This window comes from Ruminococcus sp. NK3A76 (assembly GCF_000686125.1).
GTDB lineage: Bacteria > Bacillota > Clostridia > Oscillospirales > Ruminococcaceae > NK3A76.
On record NZ_JMMA01000002.1, the window covers coordinates 3,514,867 to 3,537,473 of the forward strand.

Consider the following 22,607-nt stretch of genomic DNA (forward strand, 5'->3'; position numbering starts at 1 on the left):
TGCACAAAATGTTGCGGAGGTCAGATTCTTCTGCACCCAAATGTGCCTTTGTAAAGTGTTACTTATGAGACCGCCAAAAACACATATCATGATCGGAGGAAGCACATATGCCAGACACAAAGATTTTTAAGAATTTTGAAAAGAATAATGACTACAACGGGATGATAGATCATATGATCACCCAGAGCGTCAAATTTGGTATCATAGAGTCAGACCCAACTCATACCAGCCTTGACGCTGACAAGGTCAAAGATGAGCTCCTTGCTTTTCAGGAATATATCCGTGAGCTTTCCACTATGCCGGTGTCTGATGAGCACAAGCAGGTGCTCGATCGGATCTGCAGCGCCTATGTGGAGCGTAACACCCGGACTGTTGTAGCAGTCGAGAAGAAGAGCAGAGAGGTGACTGAGAAGATCCTGAACGGTGAGATCCCTGAGCTGTCCCACCTGAGGGGAAATAAGAAGGAGAGCGTGAAGTATGCCAGGCATCTTGTTGCTGAGCAGGAGACCGCCGGTATAGAGCTTAGCGCTCTGGATGTTATCTCTGAGAATATCTTCACCGCGGTCACAAGTCACGGATGTGATTCCAGCTATCTCAATAGGATAAGAACGGACAGGGATAATAGCGTTCACCAGGCCTTCCAGACCGAGTTTCCCGACATTGCTCTGGAAAAGCGCAATGACAAGGAGTACTGGGCAGATCTGTCAAGAGGCAGCGGCAGACCGGAAGGCGAGATCAAGGTCTCATCCATCGTTGTATTCGACAGCAGGAAGCTGATGGCACAAACGGATCCCTTCTGCACCCAGATACACAACTGCTCTGATGAGGAGCTGGATGCAGTCGCCAGGGCGACTGAGCAGAAGAAGAGCCTTCTGAACGAGGGCAAGGAGAAGCTCCTTACTCTCAGGGATGATTCAAAGCAGCTTAAAGAGGCGCTGCTGAGTATTGAGGGCATCGACCTCGAAAACGAGTCGGTCAAGGAAGTTACAGATGAGCTGGATAACCTGCAAAAGTTCGGCACGCCCACCTTTATGCTTGCCGGCCCTAATGGAAAACGCCAGCCTGTTGAAAAATTCAATGCCGTGGCCTATCATTATGCCATTAGGGGCCTTGAAAAGTGTGCAGATACGCTGGATAAGGCGTACGGCGACGGCGCAGGAGCCAAGGCCGGTAAGCAGGCCGTTGGCATGATCAGGGACTTTATCAAGGCCAAAAAGGGATTTCTCGCAGAAGTCAAGAAGGATCATTTCAAATACGACGAAAAGGATGTCGACAGGGAGATCAGTCTCATCGGGAACGAAAGGCTTCTGCGTGCCGAAAGCAACGACAAGACACGCCAGCTTGAGTCTGAGATCGGCCAGCGTGACCAGGAAGTACGGTATATGGCTAATTTTGCCGAGAGCGCCCAGCGCGGCATCAACGCGCTCAAAGGCATATCCGCCTTCCTGAATAATGATAAAGAAGGACGCACCAAGACCTCAGATAGCTATGACAATCTCGCAAGGGAGCTCGATAAGCTCACAAAGATGCGTGCAGAGAATGTCACTCCCGCTCAGCTCATTGGCCAGATGGAGTTCACGCTGGGCGCTGCCATGACCTATTCCAAAGCCCATACAGGCTGGAGACACCCTTTCTCTGCCCAGAAGGATGCCGGCATTGCAAGACTGGAGAGCGCACAGCTTGTCGAGAAGGTCATTGAGGATAAGCTCGCAGAGCTTCGCCCCCTCTTCAAAAGCCTTAAGGGAAAAAGAATAAACGGCATGGTCGCACAGGAAACCAAACCGTCAGATTGCCGAAGGATGAACGAGGAGAAGAATGCTGCTGCCAGAACAAAGCTGGCCCAGGAGCGTATTGCCCATACCACTTTTGAAAAGAAAAAGGAAGACTTCAAAGACCTTGCGGCTGAGGCTTGCCTGAAGGCAAAGTATGATGCCTCTCTCGAGGAGCATTTTTCACAGCACCCCGAATATACCGAAGAGCAGCGCGAGAAGGTAAGAAGGTCCACGATCAGCTTAGAGGATTATGTCAGGAACGAAAAGCCTGCCCTTATGCGGAACAGCTACTTCAATCAGTTCATTTCTGACATAAAGGACGCAGAGACACTGGAACAGATGAGGACTATGGCAAGCACCGACCCTTCAGGCTTTTATAGCAGGGTCAACGCTGCAGCTGGAATGAGCAGACAGGATGCCCGGCAGCAGGCAATGAAGGCCGAGGCAGAGGAAAAGCGTTCTGCATATGACGATAAGATTAGGGAGATACAGAAAAAGCTCAAGGACAGCTTTGAAAAAAAAGGGAGGCACCCCGACAAGTCAGGCGCAAAGCTGGACTACGCAACTATCGTGGCAGCGACCATTCTGAAGGTCGGTCAGAAAAAACAGGATGGCTCCGGTGCGGTCGGGGTCGATGATAAGGCTCTTCATGATCTTTCCGTGGAGATCGCCGGCAGCAAGGCCTTTGATGCAGTTGTCAAAAAGTTCAACGACAAGCAGATGTATGAAAAGGCCTACACTGATAAGGGTACAGGTCTTTTTACAACATATCAGAGAGCTGATGCTCAGTTCCAAAAATATGAGCAGATCAAGAAGGATGAGCAGAGCAAGAAGCTAAAGACTACTCCGATCCAGTCGCTTGACAGGACGTCCAAGCTCAATTGAGCTCCATAAGGCTCAAATGCAAACGGCGGCAAAGCTCCGGTAACGACAGCAGAAGCGCTCGCAGCGAAAGGGTGCGCTAATATAGAAGTTTTCAAAAACTACTATACGCAAAGACTTTTACTGCAGGCTATGATACCGAACAGGCAGATACTTCGTAACGAGGTATCTGCCTGTTTTATAGCGTTGTAGTTCTTCATTTTCAAACATATAGGCAACACCGCACAACCAACGGCTTACGCCTTTGTATGCCATATGCTTGATAATTTTCCGTCATATCGCCCAAATCCACCTTGTCTTACGCCAGTAAAACTGCGGTGGATATAGGCAATCTGACGAAAAATTTGTCAGCGCATCTGACATACAATGGTCGTGCGGTATTGCCTATATTGTAGCTGTTCAGTCCTCCTGAGGTATCCAAAAAGTTGAGATCAAACAGTTCATACTATTTCCGTAACTATTCAGTCCCACAATGCCCTCTCGGTGAAAAATCCCGATATAAAGGTGAAAAATGACCGTGTGGCGCTTGTCGCACCGCTGTATTTTGTGGCTTCCACAAAGACGGTGCTGAACCTGCTATACGGCACGCACAGGCTGTATATCCTGCCCTATTCGACAGCGAAAAACCCCGTGAAGCTGAAAAAATACTACCGTGACAACAGGATAACAGGAACGTTTTTCTCCCCCTCGATGATAAGGGCGTTGGGCGGTGACATAAGCCCCTATCTGAATGTAATTCACACAGGCAGTGAGCCTGCAAACGGCATATCCGTCCCGGGCGTTTAACGATGTGCTGAGAGCGCACCCTGTCTATGCAACGGTTTTCGAGATAGATGACAATGAGGGCATGATAGAAAGATATGTCCCCGAAAAGCTCCCTGTTATCGGTATAACGGATATGTCCGAAACGGAGTTTAATGCTGAAAAGGACGGGCTTGTGACCTATTTCAAGATACTTGGGTCACCGCTTGTAAGGGGCGGCATCTATCAGACAGAATCGGCTGTGCATTTGTTTGTGGATATGCACCATGCGATAACTGATGGCTCATCATTGCAGATGTTCTTCGGCGAGATCGTGAAGGCATATAACGGCGAACAGCTCCCCCTCGACACCTATTATACCTATCTTGCACGGGACGAGCGTATCCGAAGCTCGGAAAAATATACCGAAGCAAAGAAATACTATCACGATACCTACGGCTCGGAAAAGTTGTGCAGCAATTTCAGCTCCGATACAGGCGCAAAGGCTGACAAATACACTCCCGTCATGCTCTCGGCGATCGTTACGCAGGAGCAGATGACGGACTTTGAAAAGAGGACGGGCATTTCAAGAAACAATTTCTTTGCGGCAGTATGCCTGATGACCATTGCAAAGGTCGAGGGGCAGGAGAATGTCATGCTCAACTGGGTGTTCCATGACCGCACCGATAAGGTAAAGCAGGGCGCTCACGGCTGCCTGTTCCGCAATATCCCCATAGGGGTAAAGATAAGGGAAAACGAAAGCACGAAAGAACTTATGGACGAGATCGTGACACGTTCCAATGAGAGCATAGCTAACAGCTGCTATGAGTGGAGCATACTTAGCGACAGAGTTTTCAAGAACGATATGCTGCTGATGATCTATGAGACTGCCGACATTATGAGCAGCGGAAAGCTGACCGCTCTCGGTGCAGTAAATGAACAGGTGAACGACCACAGAGATGCTCCTATGCGAAGCGTAGCGGTACAGATACTCGACCTGCCGCAGGGCATCATGGTGAATTTGGAATTAGCTTCAAGCCTGTTCTCGGCGGAGAAAGCCAAACATATCAAGCAGACAATGGAAGGCATCATACAGAATATGATTGATACAGACCTTACATCATAATCAAACATTTTTATTTGTTCCTATTGAAATAATTGCTCTGATATGATATAATTGAGTCAATGCCGCACGGTCATTGTGCGGTGTTGCCTTAATAAATATGCGCAGGACATTCCGGAGGTTACACACAGTTCACTGCAAGAGGAGGCTGGACAAATGATGACGGCACATTGGGTCATGAAAATACACTTGTCTATATGATCTACGATATTTCTGAATCTGATCTCCAGGCAATGCTCGATGAGTTTCTCAAGGAGTTCAACCAAAGCTCCGTACTGGTCGAAAAGAACGAATCGTCGCATATTTATATTCGGGAAAGTAACCTTCGGAGTAAAAACAGGAGAGAATATGGCTGAATTTTATGTACTGATAGCAGGGATGTTGGTAGCTTTTGCTGCCTGCGCAATAGTGATGCGCTGCCGTATTTCTGAAACACAGAAATGGTTCATGGGCTCTGTCATCGGAGCGCTCGGATATATGGTCTCTGAAATATTCATGTGTCATGCCGATACCGCAAGGATATATATGTAAACGAAGGAATTCAAATACGTTTCCCTTATGTGGATGAATATCTCACTGCTGTTGGGTCTGTATGGGATATACGGTGTAATGATAGGCAATAAAATGCGCAATGTGATATACGCGCTTGGGCATATTTACTGTCTTGCCTGTCTGACTATCAGCTCGCATGATTGGTTTTATTCCTCCGTTGAGGTCATACCAATAAATGTGAAAAAAGGGCTGTACTCCCATGAAACAGAAAAAGGGTGGATGTACTATGCTCTTAGCGTATATCAAACATTGCTGATCGCGCTTATCATTCTTCACCTGCTTTTTAAGATCGTGCATAAAAAGGGTCGGAAAATAGAGATAATACGACTGATAATCTTTATCCCTGCAATACATCTGACTACGCAGATACTGCATATACTTGACCTGTTCGACGGTTCGATACTCAATCATTCGGCATACATATTACAGTGCATACTCGTCATTGTGCTTATGATACGATACGATGTGACTGTAACAACACCGCAGATCAAGGAGCAGGCAGTGGAATACGCTGAAAACGGGATCATCATTCTTGACAGAGGCTATCACTTCACTTATGCAAATGACAGTGCCAAGAAGCTGCTGCCGGAGCTTTGCGATGATAATCCTGATAATGTCACAGAGTATGTAAAGAATAACCTTTTTGAGTCCGGTGAGGGGTATATGACTATCGGAGAAGAAAGGTATGCAGTACATATCGAAGAAGAAAAGGACAGATCGGGTCACAGGAGAGGCTATCTGATAACTCTCGGCAATATTACCCTTATTGCAAAGGCAAAGGAACGCATTGATTCGGAGCTGGAGCTTGCACGCAGGATACAAGCCGATTCTCTGCCTGCGATCTTCCCACCCTTCCCCGACAGGACTGAATTTGAGATATATGCCACTATGGAGCCTGCAAAGAAGGTCGGCGGAGATTTCTATGATTTCTTCTTGATCGACAACGATCATTTAGGTATTGTCATGGCGGATGTCAGCGGCAAGGGTGTGCCTGCGGCATTGTTTATGATGATGTCTAAAAATCTGATAAATAACTACGCCATGCAGGGCGGCTCACCCGCATGGGTACTGGAGCAGGCAAACGAAGCTATTTGCCGGCATAACGAGGTCGAGATGTTCGTAACTGTGTGGTTAGGGGTGCTGGAGATTTCTACAGGAAGGATCACAGCCGCCAACGCAGGGCATGAATACCCGGTCATCAAAAAGGCAAACGGAGAGTTTGAACTGTTAAAGGGCAAGCACGGCTTTGTGATAGGAGGCATGGAGGGCATGAAGTATAAGGATCACGAGTTTTACCTTGAAAAAGGCGGAGCGATCTTCCTCTACACCGACGGTATTCCCGAAGCGACAAATCCGGACAATGTGCTTTTTGGTACAGACAGGCTTCTATCTGAACTGAACAAAGACAAAAATGCCGAACCGAAAGCTATGCTTCAAAATGTCAAAGGTGCTGACGATAAGTTTGTGGGCAATGCGGAGCAATTCGATGATATGACTATGCTCGGACTGCTCTACAAGGGCTGACCCCCCATTGCTGCTGCATAATAGAAAGAAAAAGGAAAGAGATCTGTTATGGAAGAAAAAAGTGCATTAAGGAGATTTACGGATAAACTGTACGGCGGCATTGACCTTACATGGTTAAAGGTCATCCTGTTTGCAGTGGGAACTGCGGTCATAACTGCCGTTTTCCTAATTGTCCCGATCTTTAAGGACACATCGTTCATGAGGATCGGTGAGACCTTAGAGGCTTGGGTGCTTTTTGCTGTCATTATTATCGCAAACTGCAAGAAGCCCCTTGAATCGGCACTAAAGACCTTTGTGTTCTTTTTGATAAGCCAACCGATGATCTATCTGCTGCAAGTGCCGTTTTCATGGCAGGGCTGGGGACTGTTTCAATACTACAAGTATTGGTTTATCCTGACTCTATGCACGTTCCCCGCCGCATTTATAGGCTGGTACATAAAGAAAAAGAACTGGTTAAGTCTGCTCATACTGTCACCGATGCTTGTTCTGCTGGCGCTGATATGTGAGGACGCGTCAAGGCATCTGATACATGAATTCCCGCATCTGCTGATAACGGTCATCTTCTGTATAGCACAGGTGCTTATATACCTTTATACATTTACGGATAAGCTGTCACAGAAGCTGATCGGAGTCCTTGTGCCGGTCATAACTGCTGCTGTTGTGCTGCTGTTCCCAAAGACCGTAGATTTTACGGTCAGCGAGTTCCTTCCCGACGAGGCAGTATTGACAGAAAATGCAGTTGTTTCGGTAGAGGATACCGATATAGCCGAGATAACCATATCAAACACAGGAGAGGACAGCTCGGTACTGATACACGCTCATGCATACGGCACTACCTCATTCACCATAAAAGACGGTGATGATGAATTCAAGTACAGTATCCATATTTACGAGGACGATTTGGGGAGCAGCAAGGTGGATATTACTGCCGGGTAGCTGCTCTGAATAAAACGAGGAGAATGTAAAATGATCTCATTTATATCGGCGCTTGCCGTGCTGGTGCTGGGGTATACTCTTTACGGCAGACTGGCGGAAAAGGTATTTGCCCCCGATGACCGTCAGACCCCTGCGATCACAGATAACGACGGCGTGGACTTTATGCCGGTGAAAACACACAAAGCTGTCTTGATACAGCTTCTGAACATTGCAGGAACAGGACCTATCTTCGGTGCGCTTATGGGCGCCTGCTTCGGACCTGTGGTATTTCTGTGGATCGTGTTCGGCTCGATACTCGGCGGTGCGGTACACGATTATATGAGCGGTATGATCTCGGAAAGAAACAAGGGCGCATCTATAGCGGAGCTTTCGGGCAAATATCTCGGCAAGCCCGCACTGTATATCATGCGCATCTTTTCGGTATTGCTTCTGCTGCTGACAGGCACGGTATTTGTTACAAGTCCTGCGGAGCTTATCGCCGGTCTTACACCCGATGTGCTTTCAAAGGGCTTCTGGATAATCGTTATACTGATCTACTATCTGCTTGCCACACTTATGCCGATAGATAAGATAATCGGCAGACTCTACCCGGTGTTTGGCATTGTGCTGATCGTAATGGCGGTCAGCATTGCAGGCGGGCTGTTCTTCCTGCCCGATTACACGATACCCGAGATAACCTTTGCCGACCTGCACCCCGATGATCTCCCGATATGGCCTTTTATGTTTGTGACTGTTGCCTGCGGAGCTATTTCGGGCTTTCACGCAACACAGTCTCCCATGATGGCAAAATGCATCACATCGGAAAAGGAAGGCAGAAAGGTCTTTTACGGCGCTATGATAATCGAATCTGTCATAGCTCTGGTATGGGCAGCGGCAGGCGTTGCTTTCTACGGCGGCACTGAGCTTCTGAACGAGGCTCTGAGTACCAACGGTCAGTCATCTACAGTCTATGAGATATGCAAGACCATGCTGGGCAGTGTCGGCGGCATACTTGCCATCATCGGCGTGGTGATCTGCCCGATCACATCAGGCGACACCGCATTCAGAAGCGCAAGGCTGATATTAGCCGAATGGACAGGCTTGGAGCAGAAGAAATTCAAAGGCAGACTGCTGCTTACTATTCCCCTGCTCGGTGCGGGAGCTATCCTCACACAGCTTGATTTCAATGTTCTGTGGAGATATTTCTCGTGGAGCAATCAGACCCTTGCAATGATCTCCCTTTGGGTAGCGACCTCATATCTCCTTAAACACGCAAAGAAGAATTATTACTCCCTGATAACTGCACTGCCTGCCACATTTATGTCTGCGGTCAGCCTGACATATATACTTATGGCAAAGGAAGGCTTTTCCCTTCCGGCAAGCGTCTCCTACGTTGCCGGGGCTTTATTTGCTGGTCTGCTATTCTGTTTGTATATCTATTTTGAAATCAGGAACACGAAATCGAAAGGCGAGCAGTAATGATAGATTCTTTAAGAGAACACCAGCTTGATCTTATGCTTGTGCTTGCAGGAATCTGCTTTGCAGTCACTATCTGCGGACTTGTATCGAAAACAACGAGGATCAAAAAAGTGTCGCTGCTTATTATGGGCATATTTGCTACTCTGCTAATGATAGCAGAACCGATATGCCTACATATACAGGGGCGATGAAAGCGACCTCGGATATCATATGGTCAGGATATGCAATTTTGTGACCTTCCTCTGTCCGCTGATGATAATCCTCTCGTTCAACTGGTATCTTACCGACTTTGTCAAAACCAAGACAGACAGCGAGTGCCGTGACATTTACCTTGCAGGGCTTCTGCACGATGTCGGCAAAATAGGCATTCCGGACAATATAATAAATAAGGACGGCGGGCTAACCGATGAGGAGTTTGCGGTAATAAAAACTCACCCTGCTATCGGTGCGGGTATACTTAAAAAGATAAATATTGCACCTTTTATAGAGGTATCGTCGATATAGGGTGGAAGATTTTGTTTTCAAAACCTCGAAGGATAATAAAGAATAATTTATAGCTTTCTTTTTTTCTTCGTATCCTTCTCCCTCCGCCGCTTTTCTTCTTCCACCAAATTAGAGATATAGTCACCTCTGGATATCTCCCCATAAGTCTTAAAAATATCCGAGTAAACATCATACCTTTTCCTACAGCCTTCAAGGTTTTCCTTGAGGGCTGATATTTTTATGCCCAAATGCCGAGCCTTTTCACGCATACTGTCCACATCAGCAGGGGAGTGAATATCATTCTGATTCAAAGTCTGCCTGCAAACTGTGTGCTGTAGCTGCTCAGCGTCCGATAGCTTGCCCTTAGCTGATAAATCCTTAAAAAGCTGTGCCTGTTCAAGCAGGCTCACCATTCGGTTGTATTCCTCAATATGCTCATTTATGTCCTGTCGCTGCTTTTCGTATTCGATTCGCAACTTTGTGATCCTGCCCTCCAAGTCACCGATAGAACGGATATTATCTTTGTTGATAACAGATAGCTGTGCAGACAGCCTGTAAACATCAAGATCATTTTCGACGGAGTATTCCGCTGTGATAATTTGCTTGCGAGGCACTTTCTTCTGCTGGACGGCAAGTATTCGGACATCAGAGAGTATCGCAGCATAGTCAGCCCTTAGCTGTGATTTGTTGTCAATCTCGGGCGTAGTTCCGGCACCCACTTCCCGATAGATAATACGAGTTTTAAGACTATCCTCGGTGTATTCCTCACCGAGAGTTTTAGTTCTGACAAATCTCTGTTGTCCAGGGGCTTTCACGGATATGTACTTCCCACGCTTGACCTCATATCCACGTTCTTCAAGCACCTGCAATAACTCATCAAGCGAGTTGACCGAGGGTATCAGCTTGTCGATCTCCTGCCTAATTTGTTCTTTCCACGAAGTGCCTTTCTTGTTCTGATTCCATTCATAGTAGCTGACCGAGCGCCCTTTATTTTCAAAATTGAGTGCGGGAGTAACTCCAAAAGCTCGGCATACTCCGTTGGTGGTTTCCCTCGCTTGGCGTAAAGAGCTGCGGTTGGCATAATACTTTTGTCCCGAAAGCGAGTAAGAATTTATTATCATATGATTATGGACGTGCGAAGCGTCAACGTGCGTAGCTATGACCGCTTGAACTTCATCACCAAAGTTTTTTCTCACAAAAGCTTTTGCTATCTTATGAGAGAGATCGATCTTCCGATAAAAAATATCGCCACATTTTTTTCGGTACGCCATTAAGATCACTCTGTCAAATCAAATTATAGTCAGGAGGCTGATATGACATCAAATATTTTTCAGGACATTAAGGATAGGGTGAATCTAAAAGAGCTTGTAAGGTATTATGGCTTGGAGATGGATAGGGGCGGTTTCGCCTGCTGCCCGTTCCACAATGAGAGGCACCCTTCTTTCAAAGTCTATGAAGATCATTACCACTGCTTCGGCTGTGGTGAGCACGGAGATCACGTTGACTTCGTTCAGAAGCTTTACGGGCTTTCAAACATTGAAGCTGCCAAGCAGATAAACAAGGATTTCGGACTTGGACTTGAAACAGGGGAAATCGCCAAACCCGTTATGCCAAGACCAAGAAAGAATGATGAGTTCAAGCAGTGGATTAATGAATCAGTGCATACGCTTATTGAATACAAAAAGCTTTTAGCGTATTGGGAGAGAATATACGATCCACGCAGCCCGATAGATAAGGTCAATGACCGCTATCTTGAAAGCATACACAATAAGGCATATGTCGAGCATTGTGTTGAAACTTTGCTCTTTGGCTCTGAACAAGATAAACGGAATTTCTATGAAACAGACAGGGAGTATCCCAAAAGAATAAAAAAGAGGCTGGACGAGCTTGATGCCGTCAGCCGGAAAGCACCTAAACGTGCTGTATAATAATGGAGGACTAATAAAAATGATAAAGTTTATGATTGGAATAATGGTCGGTGGGACAATCGGTTTCTTTACCGCAGCGATACTTGCTGTCGGCAAGTGGGGTGACGAGTATGAGGTTTGAGAACAGAGATACTGAGGTTTTTATGTATCTGCTCAAGGACTTTGTTGCTGACAAGAATACCTATCTGCTGCCGGTAGGTGAGTTCTACAAGAATGATCCGACAAAAACGCTGCTCGGCTATTATGATGATAATTACATCTACATCATACCGTCGGTGATAGTCGGTTTGTTTGATGACTTCCTCACAAGGCTCGAAAAGCCCCGCATCAATATCCGTACTGTGCTGAATACTCTGTTCAGAGCTAACCTCATCAAGGTCGGCTGGGTAATGAGAAAGGATGTTAGATACCGTCCCGAGAAACGGATAGGCGGTAAGCGGAGAAGATACATAACCTTCATCAGAAGGGAACTGACAAGGGAAAGGGGAGAATGATAATGGATACAAAAGAATTTACAAGAGAACTGGCAGAACGCAAGGGTATCTCCGAGCAGACAGCTTATCGCTACATAAATACGGTTATGGACACCATAAGGCAGCTCCTTGCCGAAGGCGTAGAAGTAAAGATAGGTAGCTTCGGGAAGTTTACGGTCGTCACCGATCTGGAGGGCAACAAGACTGCTATGCTTTGCTCCGCCAAGTCGCTGAAGCAGGCTATAACTGCGGGGGAGGGGATAGTCTGAGTATAATGATGAAGGGAGAACACTTAATGGCAGACAGAAGAAAAAGAGAAATAGTTGATGCTATTACAGAACTGCTCAAGGAGCTTATTGAGCAGGACGAGAATACAGCAGGGGCTGCGGAAGAAAAGAAAGAAACCGAGCCCCTTGAAATGCTGACCGTCAAGGAATGTGCCGAGCAGATCAAGGGGCTGACCGAGAACACCGTTAGACAGCTTGTTAAACAGGATAAGCTACCGCACATAAGAAGCGGCAGGGGAGAACGAGGCAAGATTCTTATCAAAAAGTCCGATCTCTATGAGTGTATCAATAAAATGACTGAGTAAAAAGTCACCAATTATCAAACCGCACCTTTGTTCGATTCGTAGAAATTGAGTGACTTTCAAAAAGACCTCTTGACTTGCGGTCCGATATAATATATAATGAATATAGTGAATTTAGCACGTTAAATCGTGAAAGTAAATTTGCTAAAATAAAGCTGCTCCGAGTGCAGAGTGCTGCGAACACTCTGAACACCCGGAGCAGATAGCCCGAACCTTTCCCGAATGGAGAAAGTGATACGAACTGTAGCAAGATAATTGTATCATATTTCTTCATTCGGGTCAAGAGGTATTTGACAATTTCATTAGAATGGAGGAATTTTGATGGCTAACGTCAGAAAAAGAGGCAACAGTTATCAGATAACTGTCAGCAGCGGTTATGACGCAAACGGTAAGAAAATTGCACATACTATGACTTGGAAGCCCGACCCCGATATGGGAGTAAGAGCGATAAACAAGGAACTGAGCATAGTCGCTGCGGATTTTGAAAAGAAATTCAAGAACGGGCAGAGCCTTGACAGCAAGATGAGGCTTTCCGAATACGTTGAGAACTATTGGTTAAAGCGTAAGGAGAAGGAGGTCGAGCCTACCACATACACACGGTATAAGGGTATGCTAAAAAGGATACTGCCTGCTCTTGGACACTACCGGCTGGAGAATATTCAGCCCGGTGCTATCTATGCTTTCTATGATGATCTCTATGAGGAAAAGAGGGAGGATATAAAGTATAAGCCAACTGAACTGTGCAGAGAGATTTGCAGAAAAGACTATACCCGACCGGAATTTGCAGAGAAATGCGGCATAGGAGTGACAGCTACGGATTCGATCAGAGCAGGCAGAAATCTCAATGAGAAAAACGCTAAGGCTGTTTCAAAGGCACTAAGGTTTCCTTTGGAAGATCTGTTCATACCGCTTGAAAAGCAGCTTTCGGCAAGGACAATACTTCATCATCATAGAGTGCTTTCGGATATATTACATAACGCAGTCTATGACGGGCTGATAATAGTAAACCCTTGTTCAAGGGTGAGAGCACCGAGAGTTCAGCAGAAGGAAGCAAGATACCTTGATGAAGAACAGGCTATGCAGCTTCTTGTCAAGGTCAACCAAAAGGCAGACAAGCCCTTTGATGTGCTTATACCTTTATTATTGCTGACCGGTATGCGCCGTGGAGAGGCTTGCGGTCTTGAATGGCAGGACATAGATTTTGACAAGAACCTGATACACATTATGCGGAGCAGCCTTTATCTTCCCGAAAAGGGAGTGTTCGAGAGCACACCCAAGACAATATCATCAAAGCGAGTTATTCACATTGACAGCGACTTGGCTATGCTGCTTCAGTACCATAAGCGGTGGCAGGAGGAAAAGGCGGCAGAGCTGGGCTCACAGTGGCATAACAGCGGCAGAGTGATAACAACAGACTGCGGCAAGCCGATCAATCCGGGGACTGTTACCAAGTGGTTTTATAAGTTTGTGGCGGAGAACGATCTGCCGGACATTTGCCTGCATTCCCTGCGTCACACCTGTGCGACACTTTTGCTTGCGGCACATACACCGATCTCGGCGGTCGCACAGCGGTTAGGACATTCAACGTCGGCAACAACGAGCAGGATATACATTCATGCGATACAAAGTGCCGAGGCTCAGGCTGCGGAAACTTTGCACAATATTCTGCCCCTGCCGAGTGCGGACAGCTTGAAAAAGGAAGCATAAAAATAACAGCCTGCAAGCAAAGGAGAAATGCTTGCAGGCTGTTCATTATCAGTTGAAAAACTTTGAGGAGTGTGGTATAATATATGCGTAAATAATACGAAATGATTAGAACAGGAGATCACTTATGGCAGCAGAAAAAGGCTTTGAACTATCCAGAAATCTCTACAAAGAGTTCAAGAATATGAATCGTGAGAAAATGCAGACTGTTCTCACCAATATATACAAGCAAGGTGCTGAGAGTGTAGAAACTGCAAGTGTTGACCTTGATGAACTGCGTAAGGCTATCGGTAGTATAAATGGTATAGGTGAGAAGCGGCTTGATGAGATAATGCAGGTCATAGAAAGATTCGTGAACAATGCAGAATAAGAAAGACTTAATCAGAGGCTATGCTCTGTTTCTGATAGGGTTGTTCATAGCTTCTATGGGCGTTGCGTTTTCAACAAAAGCAGGGCTTGGTACATCACCTGTTGCATCAGTACCGTATTCGGTCTCGCTGGTTAGCAAGCTGCTGACCTTCGGGGGCTGGCTCAACCTGTTAAGCGTTATACAGATAATAACACAAGTCGCTGTGCTCAAAGGCAAGTGCAATTATGCGGAGATCGCTGTGCAAACAGTTCTTGCGTTTGTGTATGGTTATCTGACAAACCTTTCCGTCTGGCTGATAAGAGGAATAACTGTCAGCGGCTATCCTATGCAGTTTGTTTTTATGCTGCTGGGCTGTGTGATACTTGCCCTCGGTATATGGGTACAGTTCAAAGGCGGTGTGGCTATGCTGCCGGGCGAGGCTATGAACAGAGCGATAAGCAAGGTGACAGGCAGGCGGTATGAGAATATAAAGATACTTTTTGACATTTTGTATATTGCTCTTTCTGCTGTCATTTGCCTTGTATTTCTCGGAAAGCTGCAAGGCGTTCGTGAGGGCAGTATTATTGCAGCTTTTGCAGTGGGGAGCATTATAAAGGTATATAACAAGCTGTTTGACAAGTTGACTGAGAGAAAAGGTGAGCGTTAAATGGATTGGATAAAAATAAACGATACAACATACAGATACGAGGACAAGGGCGTGCGGTTCTTCCTGCTGATCGGGGCGGACTACGCACTCATGCTTGACAGCGGTATGCAGGTACGAAATGCAAAGGAACTTGCAGCACAGGTGACAACGCTGCCCGTAAAGCTTTTTAACACCCACACCGACCCTGACCATATCGGCAGCAATGAGGAATTCATTGAAGTGATGATGAACCCCGCCGAGCTTGTCAACTACCGTAAGTCCCATACCTCGCAAAGCATTATCCCGGTGTACGACGGTGACATTATCGACATAGGCGGCAGACCTCTCAAAGCGATACATCTGCCCGGTCATACTCCCGGTAGTACTGCTCTGCTTGATATGAACAGCGGTATGCTTTTCAGCGGTGATCCCGTGCAGGACGGAAAAATCTTTATGTTCGGACCTATGCGTGAGCTTTCGGCATATATTCTCAGTCTGAAACGGCTGATGACGTTCAATAATGAGATCACCGAGATATACCCATGTCACGGCACCTGCCCCGTCAGCAAAGAAATAATCCCCAAGCTGATAGAGGGTGCCGAGCGTGTCGAGAGGGGAGAGGTGACAGCGGAACCTCTTGAGATGTTCGGTCACAAAGTGGCAGCTTACAATATCGGTGAAGCGGTGCTGTTGTGCGATGAATAGAATATGCAAAAATATGAATTTGCGTTTTGACAACCGGACAACTGCTTGATCTAATAATTGTAGAGGTAAATCATCTTTGGACTGTATATGAGGACCGGTTTAAGATTTTATATACTATAAGTTGTTATAACTTGGGCTGCGGTTGGATTTTTGACAACTATTTGACAACCAAAATCGCAAAAAGAGACAAAAACATACATCAAGCTATAACAAGTTGGTTCGCAAAACCCCCGTAAAATCGGCATTTTCAAGAGGCTAAGAAAAGATAATCGAACAGATGTTCTCAACACCAAAACCGCGTGCCGAGGGTTCGATCCCTTCTGCCCCTGCCAGATCATGATCTCGCAAATCACGTAAATACGTGGTTTGCGAGATTTTGCTTTTACGCATTTTCTGTGTTGTCCTTTACTTGTCCTTTATTTGTTGTGACTTTGATCTGAAAACGTTGTTTTACGCAGTTTGCGTCGCTCTGTTCTGACTGAATATTTGTCGGATTGATTTTCCCGTAGATGCTGTTCGCAACACTGTCCATAGCATGAGCCTGAGCTTCCTGGAATGAATGAGCATATATAGAAAGCGTTGTGTTCGCATCATTGTGGCCCAAACACGTTTGCACGGTCTTGACATCTATGCCGTTTAGGATCATAGCCGTAGCATTGAAATGCCGGAAAGAATGAATGTTAACGAACCGCATCCCTGTGCGCTTGCAGAACTTTTCATAGTATTTGTATGGCGAGCGCATACCCATAGGCTCACCATTCCACTTGGTGAATAGTCTGTCATTTTCTACCCACTTATTCCCTATGCTTGCTTTGTAGTTGTCCTGCCATTGCTTGTATTCTTTCAGCTTTGTACAGAGATCAGACGGCAGTTTCAGGACTCTTCGACTTGATTTTGTTTTAGGGGTATCTGTATAAATGCCCTTTTCCTTTGTCCATTCCGATGTCCTGACTACTTTCATAAGGCGGGTGTCCCAGTCAAAATCTTTCCATTCAAGTCCGAGAAGCTCGCCTCGCCTGAGTCCGGTGAATGCTGCAAGAGTAAAGAATATAGTGTATTTATAATTCGCCTCGCTCTCCTTTTCAAAAAGGGAGAGCATTTTTTGCACCTCTTCGAGAGTATAAATGTCACGTTCTTTGTCCTCCTGCGTCGGGAGCGTTATGTTCCGGCAGGGGTTGTCTTTTACAAGCTGCATTCTGACGGCATAATCGAAAACGCTTGAAACGAAGTAAATATAATGCTTGACTGTTTTGGGTGACAGCGTTCCGGTTTCTTCTCCTTTGGAATTGTATTTCTTGGTTCTGCAAAGGTCGCTGACAAACTTCTGTATCGTCCGGGGCGTGATCTTGTCCATGCGCAGGTGGCCTATTGCCTCATAAGTACGCTTTTCAAGATTATGATAATTGCGCAGCGTCTGAGTTTTCAGTTTGATCTCCGCATACTCCTTGAACCATTCCTCGGCAAAGGTCTGAAACTTTTTGGTCATGGTCACCTGTCCGCCCATGACATCTTCCTCAAACATCACCGCTTGACGGTTCAGTTCTTTTTCGATCTGCTTTTTTGACATCCCCTCATCGGGCTTCCATGTCATAGTCTCAATGACCTGATCTCCGTTAACATCATAGCCGCAGGAAACGCGGATCTGGTATGTATTACCCCTTTTTCTTATGGTAGCCATTTTATCTCCTCCTTTGAGATGTGTATTTGGCATACCCTTGTACACTTAAATCATAACAGATAGCACACTTTAAAGCAAGCGAAAGTTGCGTTAAATCTGTTAGGATTTTATGTACAAGGGTTGCCGACACAAATTGTTCTACGATTTATCTTTTTAGTTTCTTCTTTGTCTGTTCTCTGCGCTTGCATTCTTCCTCCACAAGGTTGCTAAGGTAATCACCCTTTGAGATTTTATAATATGTATCTCTTATGTCGGAGTACACCTCATACTGTTGACGACATTTTCCAAGACTCTCCTTCATACCGCTTATTCTCTTGGATAAACTGTTCAAGTTCCTGCGCAGGGTGTCAACATCTGCTGAGTTCAGAATATCATTTCTTTCCATTGCCTGTTTGCAAACAGCCTTTCGCAGCTTATCGGTATCGGACAACTCATCCTTCTTTGACAGCTCATAAAACTCCTGAACCTGTTCCCATAGGGACACAAGGCGGTTGTGTTCTTCGATAAGGTCGTTTATTTCGCCCCTTTGCTTATCATAGAAATCTTTACGGCGAGAGACTTGTCCCTCCAGCTCACCGATAGAACTGATATTGTTTTTGTTGATAACTGATAGCTGCGCCGAGAGCTTATACACATCAAGATCATTATCGGCGGAGTATTCCGCAGTAATGATCCGCTTGCGAGGCACCTTTTTTCGCTGCTCTGCAAGTATGCGAATATCACCGATAACAGCAACATAAGCAGCCCTTAACTGCGACGGCTCGTCCTGCATAGGTGTTGACCCAGCCCCTATATCTTTATATAATATGCGAGTATTAAGGCTTTCTTCGGTGTACTCCTCTCCGAGCGTTTTAGTGCGGACGAACCGTTCCTGTCCCGGTGCTTTTATCGAGATGTACTTCCCACGCTTGACTTCATAGTCACGTTCTTCAAGAGCCTGCAATAGTTCATCAAGTGAATTCACTGACCCTATCAGCTCCTTGATTATCTGCCTAATCTGCTCTTTCCACGAGGTGCCTTTCTTGCGCTGTTCCCATTCATAATGATCAACAGACCTCCCCTTGCCTTCGAGGTTCGGGTGAATTTCAATACCAAACGCCTTGCACACTCCGTCCGAGTTTTGTCGGAACTGTCGCAGGGATTCCTTATTAGCATAATATTTCTGACCTGACAGCGAATAGGAACAGATTATAATATGCGAATGCAAGTGATCTTTATCAACGTGAGTTGCGATGACCGCCTGAGCATCATCACCAAAGTTTTTGCGGACCATCGTCATTGCGATCTTATGGGCAAGCTCCGGCGTGACGTTGTCATCCGGCGAAAATGACTGTATGTAATGTATCGCCTTCACCGAGCCCTTACCCTCCAAAGGCGGAGGGCTATCGAAGTGGTCACGAGCGGATTGGTTGTAAACGAGCCCCATCTGATCGCAGGCCGATTCAGCATCCGTTATACAGTTTATGGAGGTCGTGTAGAGCAGCGATTCGGTTTTGTCGGGGTCAAGTATGTACCTCAGACTTTTCTCGACAGTAGTGTGGATAGCGATACATTTACAGTACGGGATAGCTCGCTCACCTCCTTTCGTAAGATCTCAACATCCTCTGCGTAGATGTTATTCGTTTCATTCGCTTTCTTTGCAAGCTGATTGATATTACGGGAGATAATGCGCATTCCGTTTATAAGAGGTGCGATCTCTTTCATATCGTAAAAGACTGGCTGCTTTTCCAATATCATCGTGCGGAGATACTTCGTCGTATCGGTATGGCACGCCTCAGCCCTGAGTTCGATTTTCTTCCAATCCGGCAGGTCGAATGTCAGCTCCTTGCGCTTTACTCGTTTGTATTTTCTTGCTATAATTATCCATCCTTTCTTTTTGTTGCTTCATTAGTTATCCCTTGAATAAGGGGCTTTCGGTTTAGGGTGACGGGTTCCCTAAACAGCGATTTTGCGGGGGTGTCGCAAAATCGGAATACGGATTTTTTCGGTGTACGGAAAAATCTATGCTTGCTAAATGCGAGTTAAAAATTCGGTGATAAAAATGATATTTTGATCGTTTTCACCGTTGCCCGATAGGGCTGCAAAATGATTATTGCATTTAGACATTTCTTTTAAGCGACCATTGGAAACACCTCCTGAATTATTGATAAGCCCGTATGGGCTGTTGTCTGATCTGACTTTTTCGCTGCGTATGCAGCTGACATTAAACTGCCTTTCAAAAGTACCGACACTATGAGCCGATTTTATAAGCGGTCTCGGAGTAATTGTAATAATTATCTCTGTATTAAACAAATCTGCCCTGCGAAAAATGTATGGTTTGCATATAGCTGCGGTGACATACTCCCTTTGATTAAATGCACTTGTCCTGTATCGTGACATAGTGAAACTACCCTTCATAAGACACTACATAATGCAGCATATTTTTAAGTAATATTTCGCTATCACCATACAAATTCTCTGTATTCAACAAAACAGCATAGCAGAAAATGTGTGACTTGTACAGCATTTTGATTAAAGAGGGCTCTGGCGGTTTGATAAAGATATATTTTCATTGAGAATAATAGCCTTTCACTTATACCTAGGATTTTGGGCAAAAAGTTAAGGCAAAACATGGCGTGTTCACAGAATATTTAGAATTGCAATAAATAACACCTTGATAAAACAGAAACAGGACGCTGGAACCTTCCAATGCTTCAGCGTCCTGTTTTCATGGTATTTATTGTTCGTCAGATATGTTAATTATCTTCTTGCCCTGTTTCTCGGCATACTTTAGAGTAAGATATGCCCCTCCGCTATTATGCTGCACGCAGCACACAACAAGGTCTGAACGGTCTATCATATAGCGGTTTCGGATCTGTATAGCCGCCTTTGGGTGTGCTTGTGAAGATCTATAGTATACCTCAACTTCATCATAATAATTAAGGTACTCCTTTTCGTTGTCACGGTATTCCGCTTTCATATATGGAAAGACAAGAGTAAAATGCGTATTGCCGTAAGCATAATTATTGATAGCTCTCTTAATTGCTGCGGAAGCAAGAATGTCAAATTCTCCGTCCCGTCCGATCAGGAAGTCAACATACTCTTTCTGCGTTATCAAGTTATGCAGGAGCTTGTCAAGGCGGTTTTCTATCTCAATTCCACGCTCTATGTATCTATGGCCGAAAAAACTGACGGTGTAAATATTCATAGCAGCCCTCCTATTCACCTTTGTTACCATATATTATATACCTAAATGTCCATATATTCAAGCCCAAACGGATATTATTTTATTGTCCGATAAGGTATATAATAATAGTAACCAAAACGAAAGGGGCGGTTTTATGGAAGTCGGCAAGAAACTACGAGGGCTCAGGGAAGATAAGAAAATGTCTATGTACCGCCTTACACAGCTTACGGGAGTGTCGGGACACCATATCAAAGGCATTGAAGAAGGTACAAGGCAGCCTACAATTGAAACGCTAAGCCGTCTGGCAGTCGCACTTGGTTCTTCACTTGCCGAGTTGTTTAATGATAATATGGAATGTACTTATCTTTCGCATAACGAAAGGCTTTTGATCGAGAATTTCCGCAGGCTGTCTGATGAAAAAGCAGATGCTCTGCTGAAAATGAGCGATGTTTTGAATAAATGATAAAAGGCTATTGCATTTAATATGCAGTAGCCTTATTTTTATGTACTTATTAGACCTATAGGTTTTCGGTGAAATATAAATAAATAGTCAACTGCGAGCAATTGACTATTTGTGCAAAATGTGGTAAAATATATAGGGGTTAATGCCTTATCAACAGGGGGAATATCTTAATGATAAATATACGCAAACTTGAAACTGAACTATGGGAATCTGCCGATCTTCTTCGATCCGGATCTAAACTTACATCGAATCAATACTGTATGCCTGTGCTGGGACTGATTTTTCTTCGCTATGCCTACAGCCGTTTTAAGATGGTTGAAGCCGAGATACTGAAAAATCGCCCCTCTCGCGGCGGGCGGGTCATGCCTGTTGAGGCCAGCGACTTTGCTGCCAAAAGTGCCTTGTTCTTGCCGAGAGAGGCACAATATGAGTATCTTGTAAATCTGCCTGAAAATATAGCCTCTGCAGGTCTATTGAACAAGGACGGACACACGATGAACAGCCTCGGCGAGGTTGTCAATAATGCTATGCAGCTTATCGAGGAACAGAGCGAACAGCTTACAGGTGTTTTGCCAAAGAGCTATACCGACTTTTCAGATGAACTGCTGGCGGAGCTTCTGCGCATATTCAACAACAGCGCACTCGATGAGGTCGGCGGGGATATTATCGGACGTATATACGAATACTTCCTCAACAAGTTTGCTAAGAATATAGCATCTGATGACGGTGTGTTCTTTACACCAAAGTCGCTTGTAAAAATGATAGTCAATATTCTTGAACCCAAAAGCGGAATACTGCTTGACCCCGCCTGCGGTTCGGGCGGTATGTTTGTGCAGACGGGTGATTTTGTTGCAAATCCAAACAGCAGCATGACGTTTTACGGTCAGGAAAAGGTTGAATACAATGCTCAGCTCTGCCTTATGAATATCGCCGTTCACGGGCTGACAGGTGTTATCAAATCGGGTGATGAGGCTAATACCTTTTATCATGATGCTCACAACCTCAACGACTGCTGCGACTATATAATGGCAAATCCGCCCTTTAATGTAGATAAGGTCAAAGCTGAATCCTGCGAGAGTGCGGGAAGGCTTCCGTTTGGTATGCCTGCGATCAATAAGAATAAAGAGGTCGGCAATGCTAATTATCTATGGATATCATATTTTTATTCCTACCTGAATGAAAAAGGAAGGGCGGGCTTTGTTATGGCTTCTTCTGCTACGGACAGTCAGGGCAAGGACAAGGATATCCGTGAACAGCTCGTCAAGACAGGCGATGTTGATGTTATGATCTCAGTCGGGAATAATTTCTTCTACACCAAATCTCTTCCCTGCTCACTGTGGTTTTTTGATAAGGCGAAAAGTGAAAAGATCAAGGACAAGCAGATGACGAACCTCGTCGTTTTGATATTAGCGCAATAGATTTTGATATACTCCGC

25 protein-coding genes are annotated in these 22,607 nt (G+C 45.4%); 20 read left to right on the plus strand and 5 right to left on the minus strand.

From position 1 onward, the window contains the following. The first annotated feature begins 107 nt into the window (after nt 1–107). The 9 genes from CD05_RS0116470 (at nt 108) to CD05_RS0116515 (ending at nt 9,492) form a co-directional block, all read left to right on the plus strand. Complete coding sequence (locus CD05_RS0116470) at nt 108–2,657, plus strand: hypothetical protein (RefSeq protein WP_028511398.1); 2,550 nt, start codon at nt 108–110, stop codon at nt 2,655–2,657. Nucleotides 2,658–3,173: 516 nt separating this feature from the next. Continuing rightward, the gene (locus CD05_RS0116475) at nt 3,174–3,440 is read left to right on the plus strand and encodes a hypothetical protein (protein ID WP_028511399.1); all 267 of its coding nucleotides are present in this window, start codon (nt 3,174–3,176) and stop codon (nt 3,438–3,440) included. A gap of 4 nt (nt 3,441–3,444) precedes the next feature. Next, a complete protein-coding gene (locus tag CD05_RS0116480; protein WP_028511400.1) occupies nt 3,445–4,521 on the plus strand; it encodes a condensation domain-containing protein in 1,077 nt (358 codons plus the stop codon). Nucleotides 4,522–4,866: 345 nt separating this feature from the next. Then, nucleotides 4,867–5,049 carry a hypothetical protein gene (locus tag CD05_RS0116490; protein WP_028511402.1) on the plus strand — a complete coding sequence of 61 codons (183 nt, stop codon included), beginning with the start codon at nt 4,867–4,869 and terminating at the stop codon, nt 5,047–5,049. 78 nt (nt 5,050–5,127) lie between these two features. Further along, on the plus strand, nt 5,128–6,594 hold the full coding sequence (locus CD05_RS20170; RefSeq protein WP_198021606.1) for a SpoIIE family protein phosphatase: 1,467 nt from the start codon (nt 5,128–5,130) through the stop codon (nt 6,592–6,594). Between the two features lie 48 nt (nt 6,595–6,642). Further along, entirely contained in the window at nt 6,643–7,530 is an 888-nt protein-coding gene (locus tag CD05_RS0116500) for a hypothetical protein (protein ID WP_028511403.1), read from the plus strand. A gap of 30 nt (nt 7,531–7,560) precedes the next feature. Beyond that, nucleotides 7,561–8,988: a carbon starvation protein A gene (locus tag CD05_RS0116505; RefSeq protein WP_028511404.1), complete on the plus strand. Its 1,428-nt coding sequence runs from the start codon at nt 7,561–7,563 to the stop codon at nt 8,986–8,988. Beyond that, the gene (locus CD05_RS0116510) at nt 8,988–9,179 is read left to right on the plus strand and encodes a hypothetical protein (protein ID WP_028511405.1); all 192 of its coding nucleotides are present in this window, start codon (nt 8,988–8,990) and stop codon (nt 9,177–9,179) included. Before CD05_RS0116505 ends, CD05_RS0116510 begins: the two co-directional genes overlap by 1 nt. A gap of 19 nt (nt 9,180–9,198) precedes the next feature. Further along, nucleotides 9,199–9,492, plus strand: coding sequence for an HD domain-containing phosphohydrolase (locus CD05_RS0116515; protein WP_028511406.1), 294 nt, complete (start codon nt 9,199–9,201; stop codon nt 9,490–9,492). A 47-nt stretch (nt 9,493–9,539) separates the two neighbouring features. On the opposite strand, the gene CD05_RS20175 is transcribed toward CD05_RS0116515, so the two are convergent. Then, entirely contained in the window at nt 9,540–10,742 is a 1,203-nt protein-coding gene (locus CD05_RS20175; RefSeq protein ID WP_084262237.1) for a relaxase/mobilization nuclease domain-containing protein, read from the minus strand. 42 nt (nt 10,743–10,784) lie between these two features. On the opposite strand from CD05_RS20175, the gene CD05_RS19210 reads away from it, so the two are divergent. From CD05_RS19210 to CD05_RS19220, 9 genes are all read left to right on the plus strand, one after another. Next, a complete protein-coding gene (locus CD05_RS19210; RefSeq protein WP_051589094.1) occupies nt 10,785–11,399 on the plus strand; it encodes a CHC2 zinc finger domain-containing protein in 615 nt (204 codons plus the stop codon). A gap of 19 nt (nt 11,400–11,418) precedes the next feature. Further along, complete coding sequence (locus CD05_RS20775) at nt 11,419–11,520, plus strand: DUF3789 domain-containing protein (RefSeq protein WP_156947537.1); 102 nt, start codon at nt 11,419–11,421, stop codon at nt 11,518–11,520. Beyond that, nucleotides 11,510–11,893 (plus strand): hypothetical protein, encoded by a 384-nt coding sequence (locus CD05_RS0116535; protein ID WP_028511407.1) that lies wholly within the window; start codon nt 11,510–11,512, stop codon nt 11,891–11,893. Before CD05_RS20775 ends, CD05_RS0116535 begins: the two co-directional genes overlap by 11 nt. Before the next feature lie 2 nt (nt 11,894–11,895). Continuing rightward, the gene (locus CD05_RS0116540; RefSeq protein WP_028511408.1) at nt 11,896–12,141 is read left to right on the plus strand and encodes an HU family DNA-binding protein; all 246 of its coding nucleotides are present in this window, start codon (nt 11,896–11,898) and stop codon (nt 12,139–12,141) included. 26 nt (nt 12,142–12,167) lie between these two features. Then, nucleotides 12,168–12,464: a helix-turn-helix domain-containing protein gene (locus tag CD05_RS0116545; RefSeq protein ID WP_028511409.1), complete on the plus strand. Its 297-nt coding sequence runs from the start codon at nt 12,168–12,170 to the stop codon at nt 12,462–12,464. Nucleotides 12,465–12,782: 318 nt separating this feature from the next. Continuing rightward, the gene (locus CD05_RS0116550) at nt 12,783–14,168 is read left to right on the plus strand and encodes a site-specific integrase (protein WP_028511410.1); all 1,386 of its coding nucleotides are present in this window, start codon (nt 12,783–12,785) and stop codon (nt 14,166–14,168) included. Nucleotides 14,169–14,292: 124 nt separating this feature from the next. Beyond that, nucleotides 14,293–14,535, plus strand: a complete 243-nt coding sequence (locus CD05_RS0116555) for a hypothetical protein (RefSeq protein WP_028511411.1) — start codon at nt 14,293–14,295, stop codon at nt 14,533–14,535. Then, nucleotides 14,525–15,181: a DUF6198 family protein gene (locus tag CD05_RS19215; protein ID WP_051589095.1), complete on the plus strand. Its 657-nt coding sequence runs from the start codon at nt 14,525–14,527 to the stop codon at nt 15,179–15,181. The genes CD05_RS0116555 and CD05_RS19215 overlap by 11 nt, the downstream gene beginning before the upstream one ends. Continuing rightward, nucleotides 15,182–15,865 (plus strand): MBL fold metallo-hydrolase, encoded by a 684-nt coding sequence (locus tag CD05_RS19220; protein WP_051589096.1) that lies wholly within the window; start codon nt 15,182–15,184, stop codon nt 15,863–15,865. Nucleotides 15,866–16,247: 382 nt separating this feature from the next. Here the strand turns inward: CD05_RS19220 and CD05_RS19225 are convergent, their stop codons facing one another. The 4 genes from CD05_RS19225 to CD05_RS20995 all read right to left on the minus strand — a co-directional run bounded on the left by CD05_RS19225 (nt 16,248) and on the right by CD05_RS20995 (nt 20,730). Further along, the gene (locus CD05_RS19225; RefSeq protein WP_084262238.1) at nt 16,248–17,543 is read right to left on the minus strand and encodes a tyrosine-type recombinase/integrase; all 1,296 of its coding nucleotides are present in this window, start codon (nt 17,541–17,543) and stop codon (nt 16,248–16,250) included. A 145-nt stretch (nt 17,544–17,688) separates the two neighbouring features. Continuing rightward, on the minus strand, nt 17,689–19,110 hold the full coding sequence (locus CD05_RS0116575; protein ID WP_347495386.1) for a relaxase/mobilization nuclease domain-containing protein: 1,422 nt from the start codon (nt 19,108–19,110) through the stop codon (nt 17,689–17,691). Then, nucleotides 19,059–19,274 carry a plasmid mobilization relaxosome protein MobC gene (gene mobC / locus CD05_RS21230; protein WP_242841286.1) on the minus strand — a complete coding sequence of 72 codons (216 nt, stop codon included), beginning with the start codon at nt 19,272–19,274 and terminating at the stop codon, nt 19,059–19,061. Before mobC ends, CD05_RS0116575 begins: the two co-directional genes overlap by 52 nt. 985 nt (nt 19,275–20,259) lie before the next feature. Beyond that, nucleotides 20,260–20,730 carry a hypothetical protein gene (locus CD05_RS20995; protein WP_028511414.1) on the minus strand — a complete coding sequence of 157 codons (471 nt, stop codon included), beginning with the start codon at nt 20,728–20,730 and terminating at the stop codon, nt 20,260–20,262. An 82-nt stretch (nt 20,731–20,812) separates the two neighbouring features. Between CD05_RS20995 and CD05_RS0116595 the strand changes: the two genes are divergently transcribed. Together CD05_RS0116595 and CD05_RS19230 are read left to right on the plus strand one after the other, a co-directional pair. After that, nucleotides 20,813–21,172: a helix-turn-helix transcriptional regulator gene (locus CD05_RS0116595; protein WP_198021607.1), complete on the plus strand. Its 360-nt coding sequence runs from the start codon at nt 20,813–20,815 to the stop codon at nt 21,170–21,172. 170 nt (nt 21,173–21,342) lie between these two features. Continuing rightward, a complete protein-coding gene (locus CD05_RS19230) occupies nt 21,343–22,590 on the plus strand; it encodes a class I SAM-dependent DNA methyltransferase (protein WP_347495380.1) in 1,248 nt (415 codons plus the stop codon). The last annotated feature ends 17 nt before the right edge of the window (nt 22,591–22,607 follow it).

Coding starts and splice junctions, on each gene's coding strand:
- CD05_RS0116550 (WP_028511410.1), top strand. CDS start 12,783: ATGGCTAACGTCAGAAAAAGAGGCAACAGTTATCAGATAACTGTCAGC.
- CD05_RS0116490 (WP_028511402.1), top strand. CDS start 4,867: ATGGCTGAATTTTATGTACTGATAGCAGGGATGTTGGTAGCTTTTGCT.
- CD05_RS0116540 (WP_028511408.1), top strand. CDS start 11,896: ATGGATACAAAAGAATTTACAAGAGAACTGGCAGAACGCAAGGGTATC.
- CD05_RS19215 (WP_051589095.1), top strand. CDS start 14,525: ATGCAGAATAAGAAAGACTTAATCAGAGGCTATGCTCTGTTTCTGATA.
- CD05_RS0116555 (WP_028511411.1), top strand. CDS start 14,293: ATGGCAGCAGAAAAAGGCTTTGAACTATCCAGAAATCTCTACAAAGAG.
- CD05_RS20995 (WP_028511414.1), bottom strand. CDS start 20,730: ATGAATATTTACACCGTCAGTTTTTTCGGCCATAGATACATAGAGCGT.
- CD05_RS20775 (WP_156947537.1), top strand. CDS start 11,419: ATGATAAAGTTTATGATTGGAATAATGGTCGGTGGGACAATCGGTTTC.
- CD05_RS0116510 (WP_028511405.1), top strand. CDS start 8,988: ATGATAGATTCTTTAAGAGAACACCAGCTTGATCTTATGCTTGTGCTT.
- CD05_RS19220 (WP_051589096.1), top strand. CDS start 15,182: ATGGATTGGATAAAAATAAACGATACAACATACAGATACGAGGACAAG.
- CD05_RS0116545 (WP_028511409.1), top strand. CDS start 12,168: ATGGCAGACAGAAGAAAAAGAGAAATAGTTGATGCTATTACAGAACTG.
- CD05_RS0116500 (WP_028511403.1), top strand. CDS start 6,643: ATGGAAGAAAAAAGTGCATTAAGGAGATTTACGGATAAACTGTACGGC.
- CD05_RS19230 (WP_347495380.1), top strand. CDS start 21,343: ATGATAAATATACGCAAACTTGAAACTGAACTATGGGAATCTGCCGAT.
- CD05_RS0116515 (WP_028511406.1), top strand. CDS start 9,199: ATGGTCAGGATATGCAATTTTGTGACCTTCCTCTGTCCGCTGATGATA.
- CD05_RS0116535 (WP_028511407.1), top strand. CDS start 11,510: ATGAGGTTTGAGAACAGAGATACTGAGGTTTTTATGTATCTGCTCAAG.
- CD05_RS20170 (WP_198021606.1), top strand. CDS start 5,128: ATGATAGGCAATAAAATGCGCAATGTGATATACGCGCTTGGGCATATT.
- CD05_RS0116505 (WP_028511404.1), top strand. CDS start 7,561: ATGATCTCATTTATATCGGCGCTTGCCGTGCTGGTGCTGGGGTATACT.
- CD05_RS19210 (WP_051589094.1), top strand. CDS start 10,785: ATGACATCAAATATTTTTCAGGACATTAAGGATAGGGTGAATCTAAAA.
- CD05_RS20175 (WP_084262237.1), bottom strand. CDS start 10,742: ATGGCGTACCGAAAAAAATGTGGCGATATTTTTTATCGGAAGATCGAT.
- CD05_RS19225 (WP_084262238.1), bottom strand. CDS start 17,543: ATGGCTACCATAAGAAAAAGGGGTAATACATACCAGATCCGCGTTTCC.
- CD05_RS0116470 (WP_028511398.1), top strand. CDS start 108: ATGCCAGACACAAAGATTTTTAAGAATTTTGAAAAGAATAATGACTAC.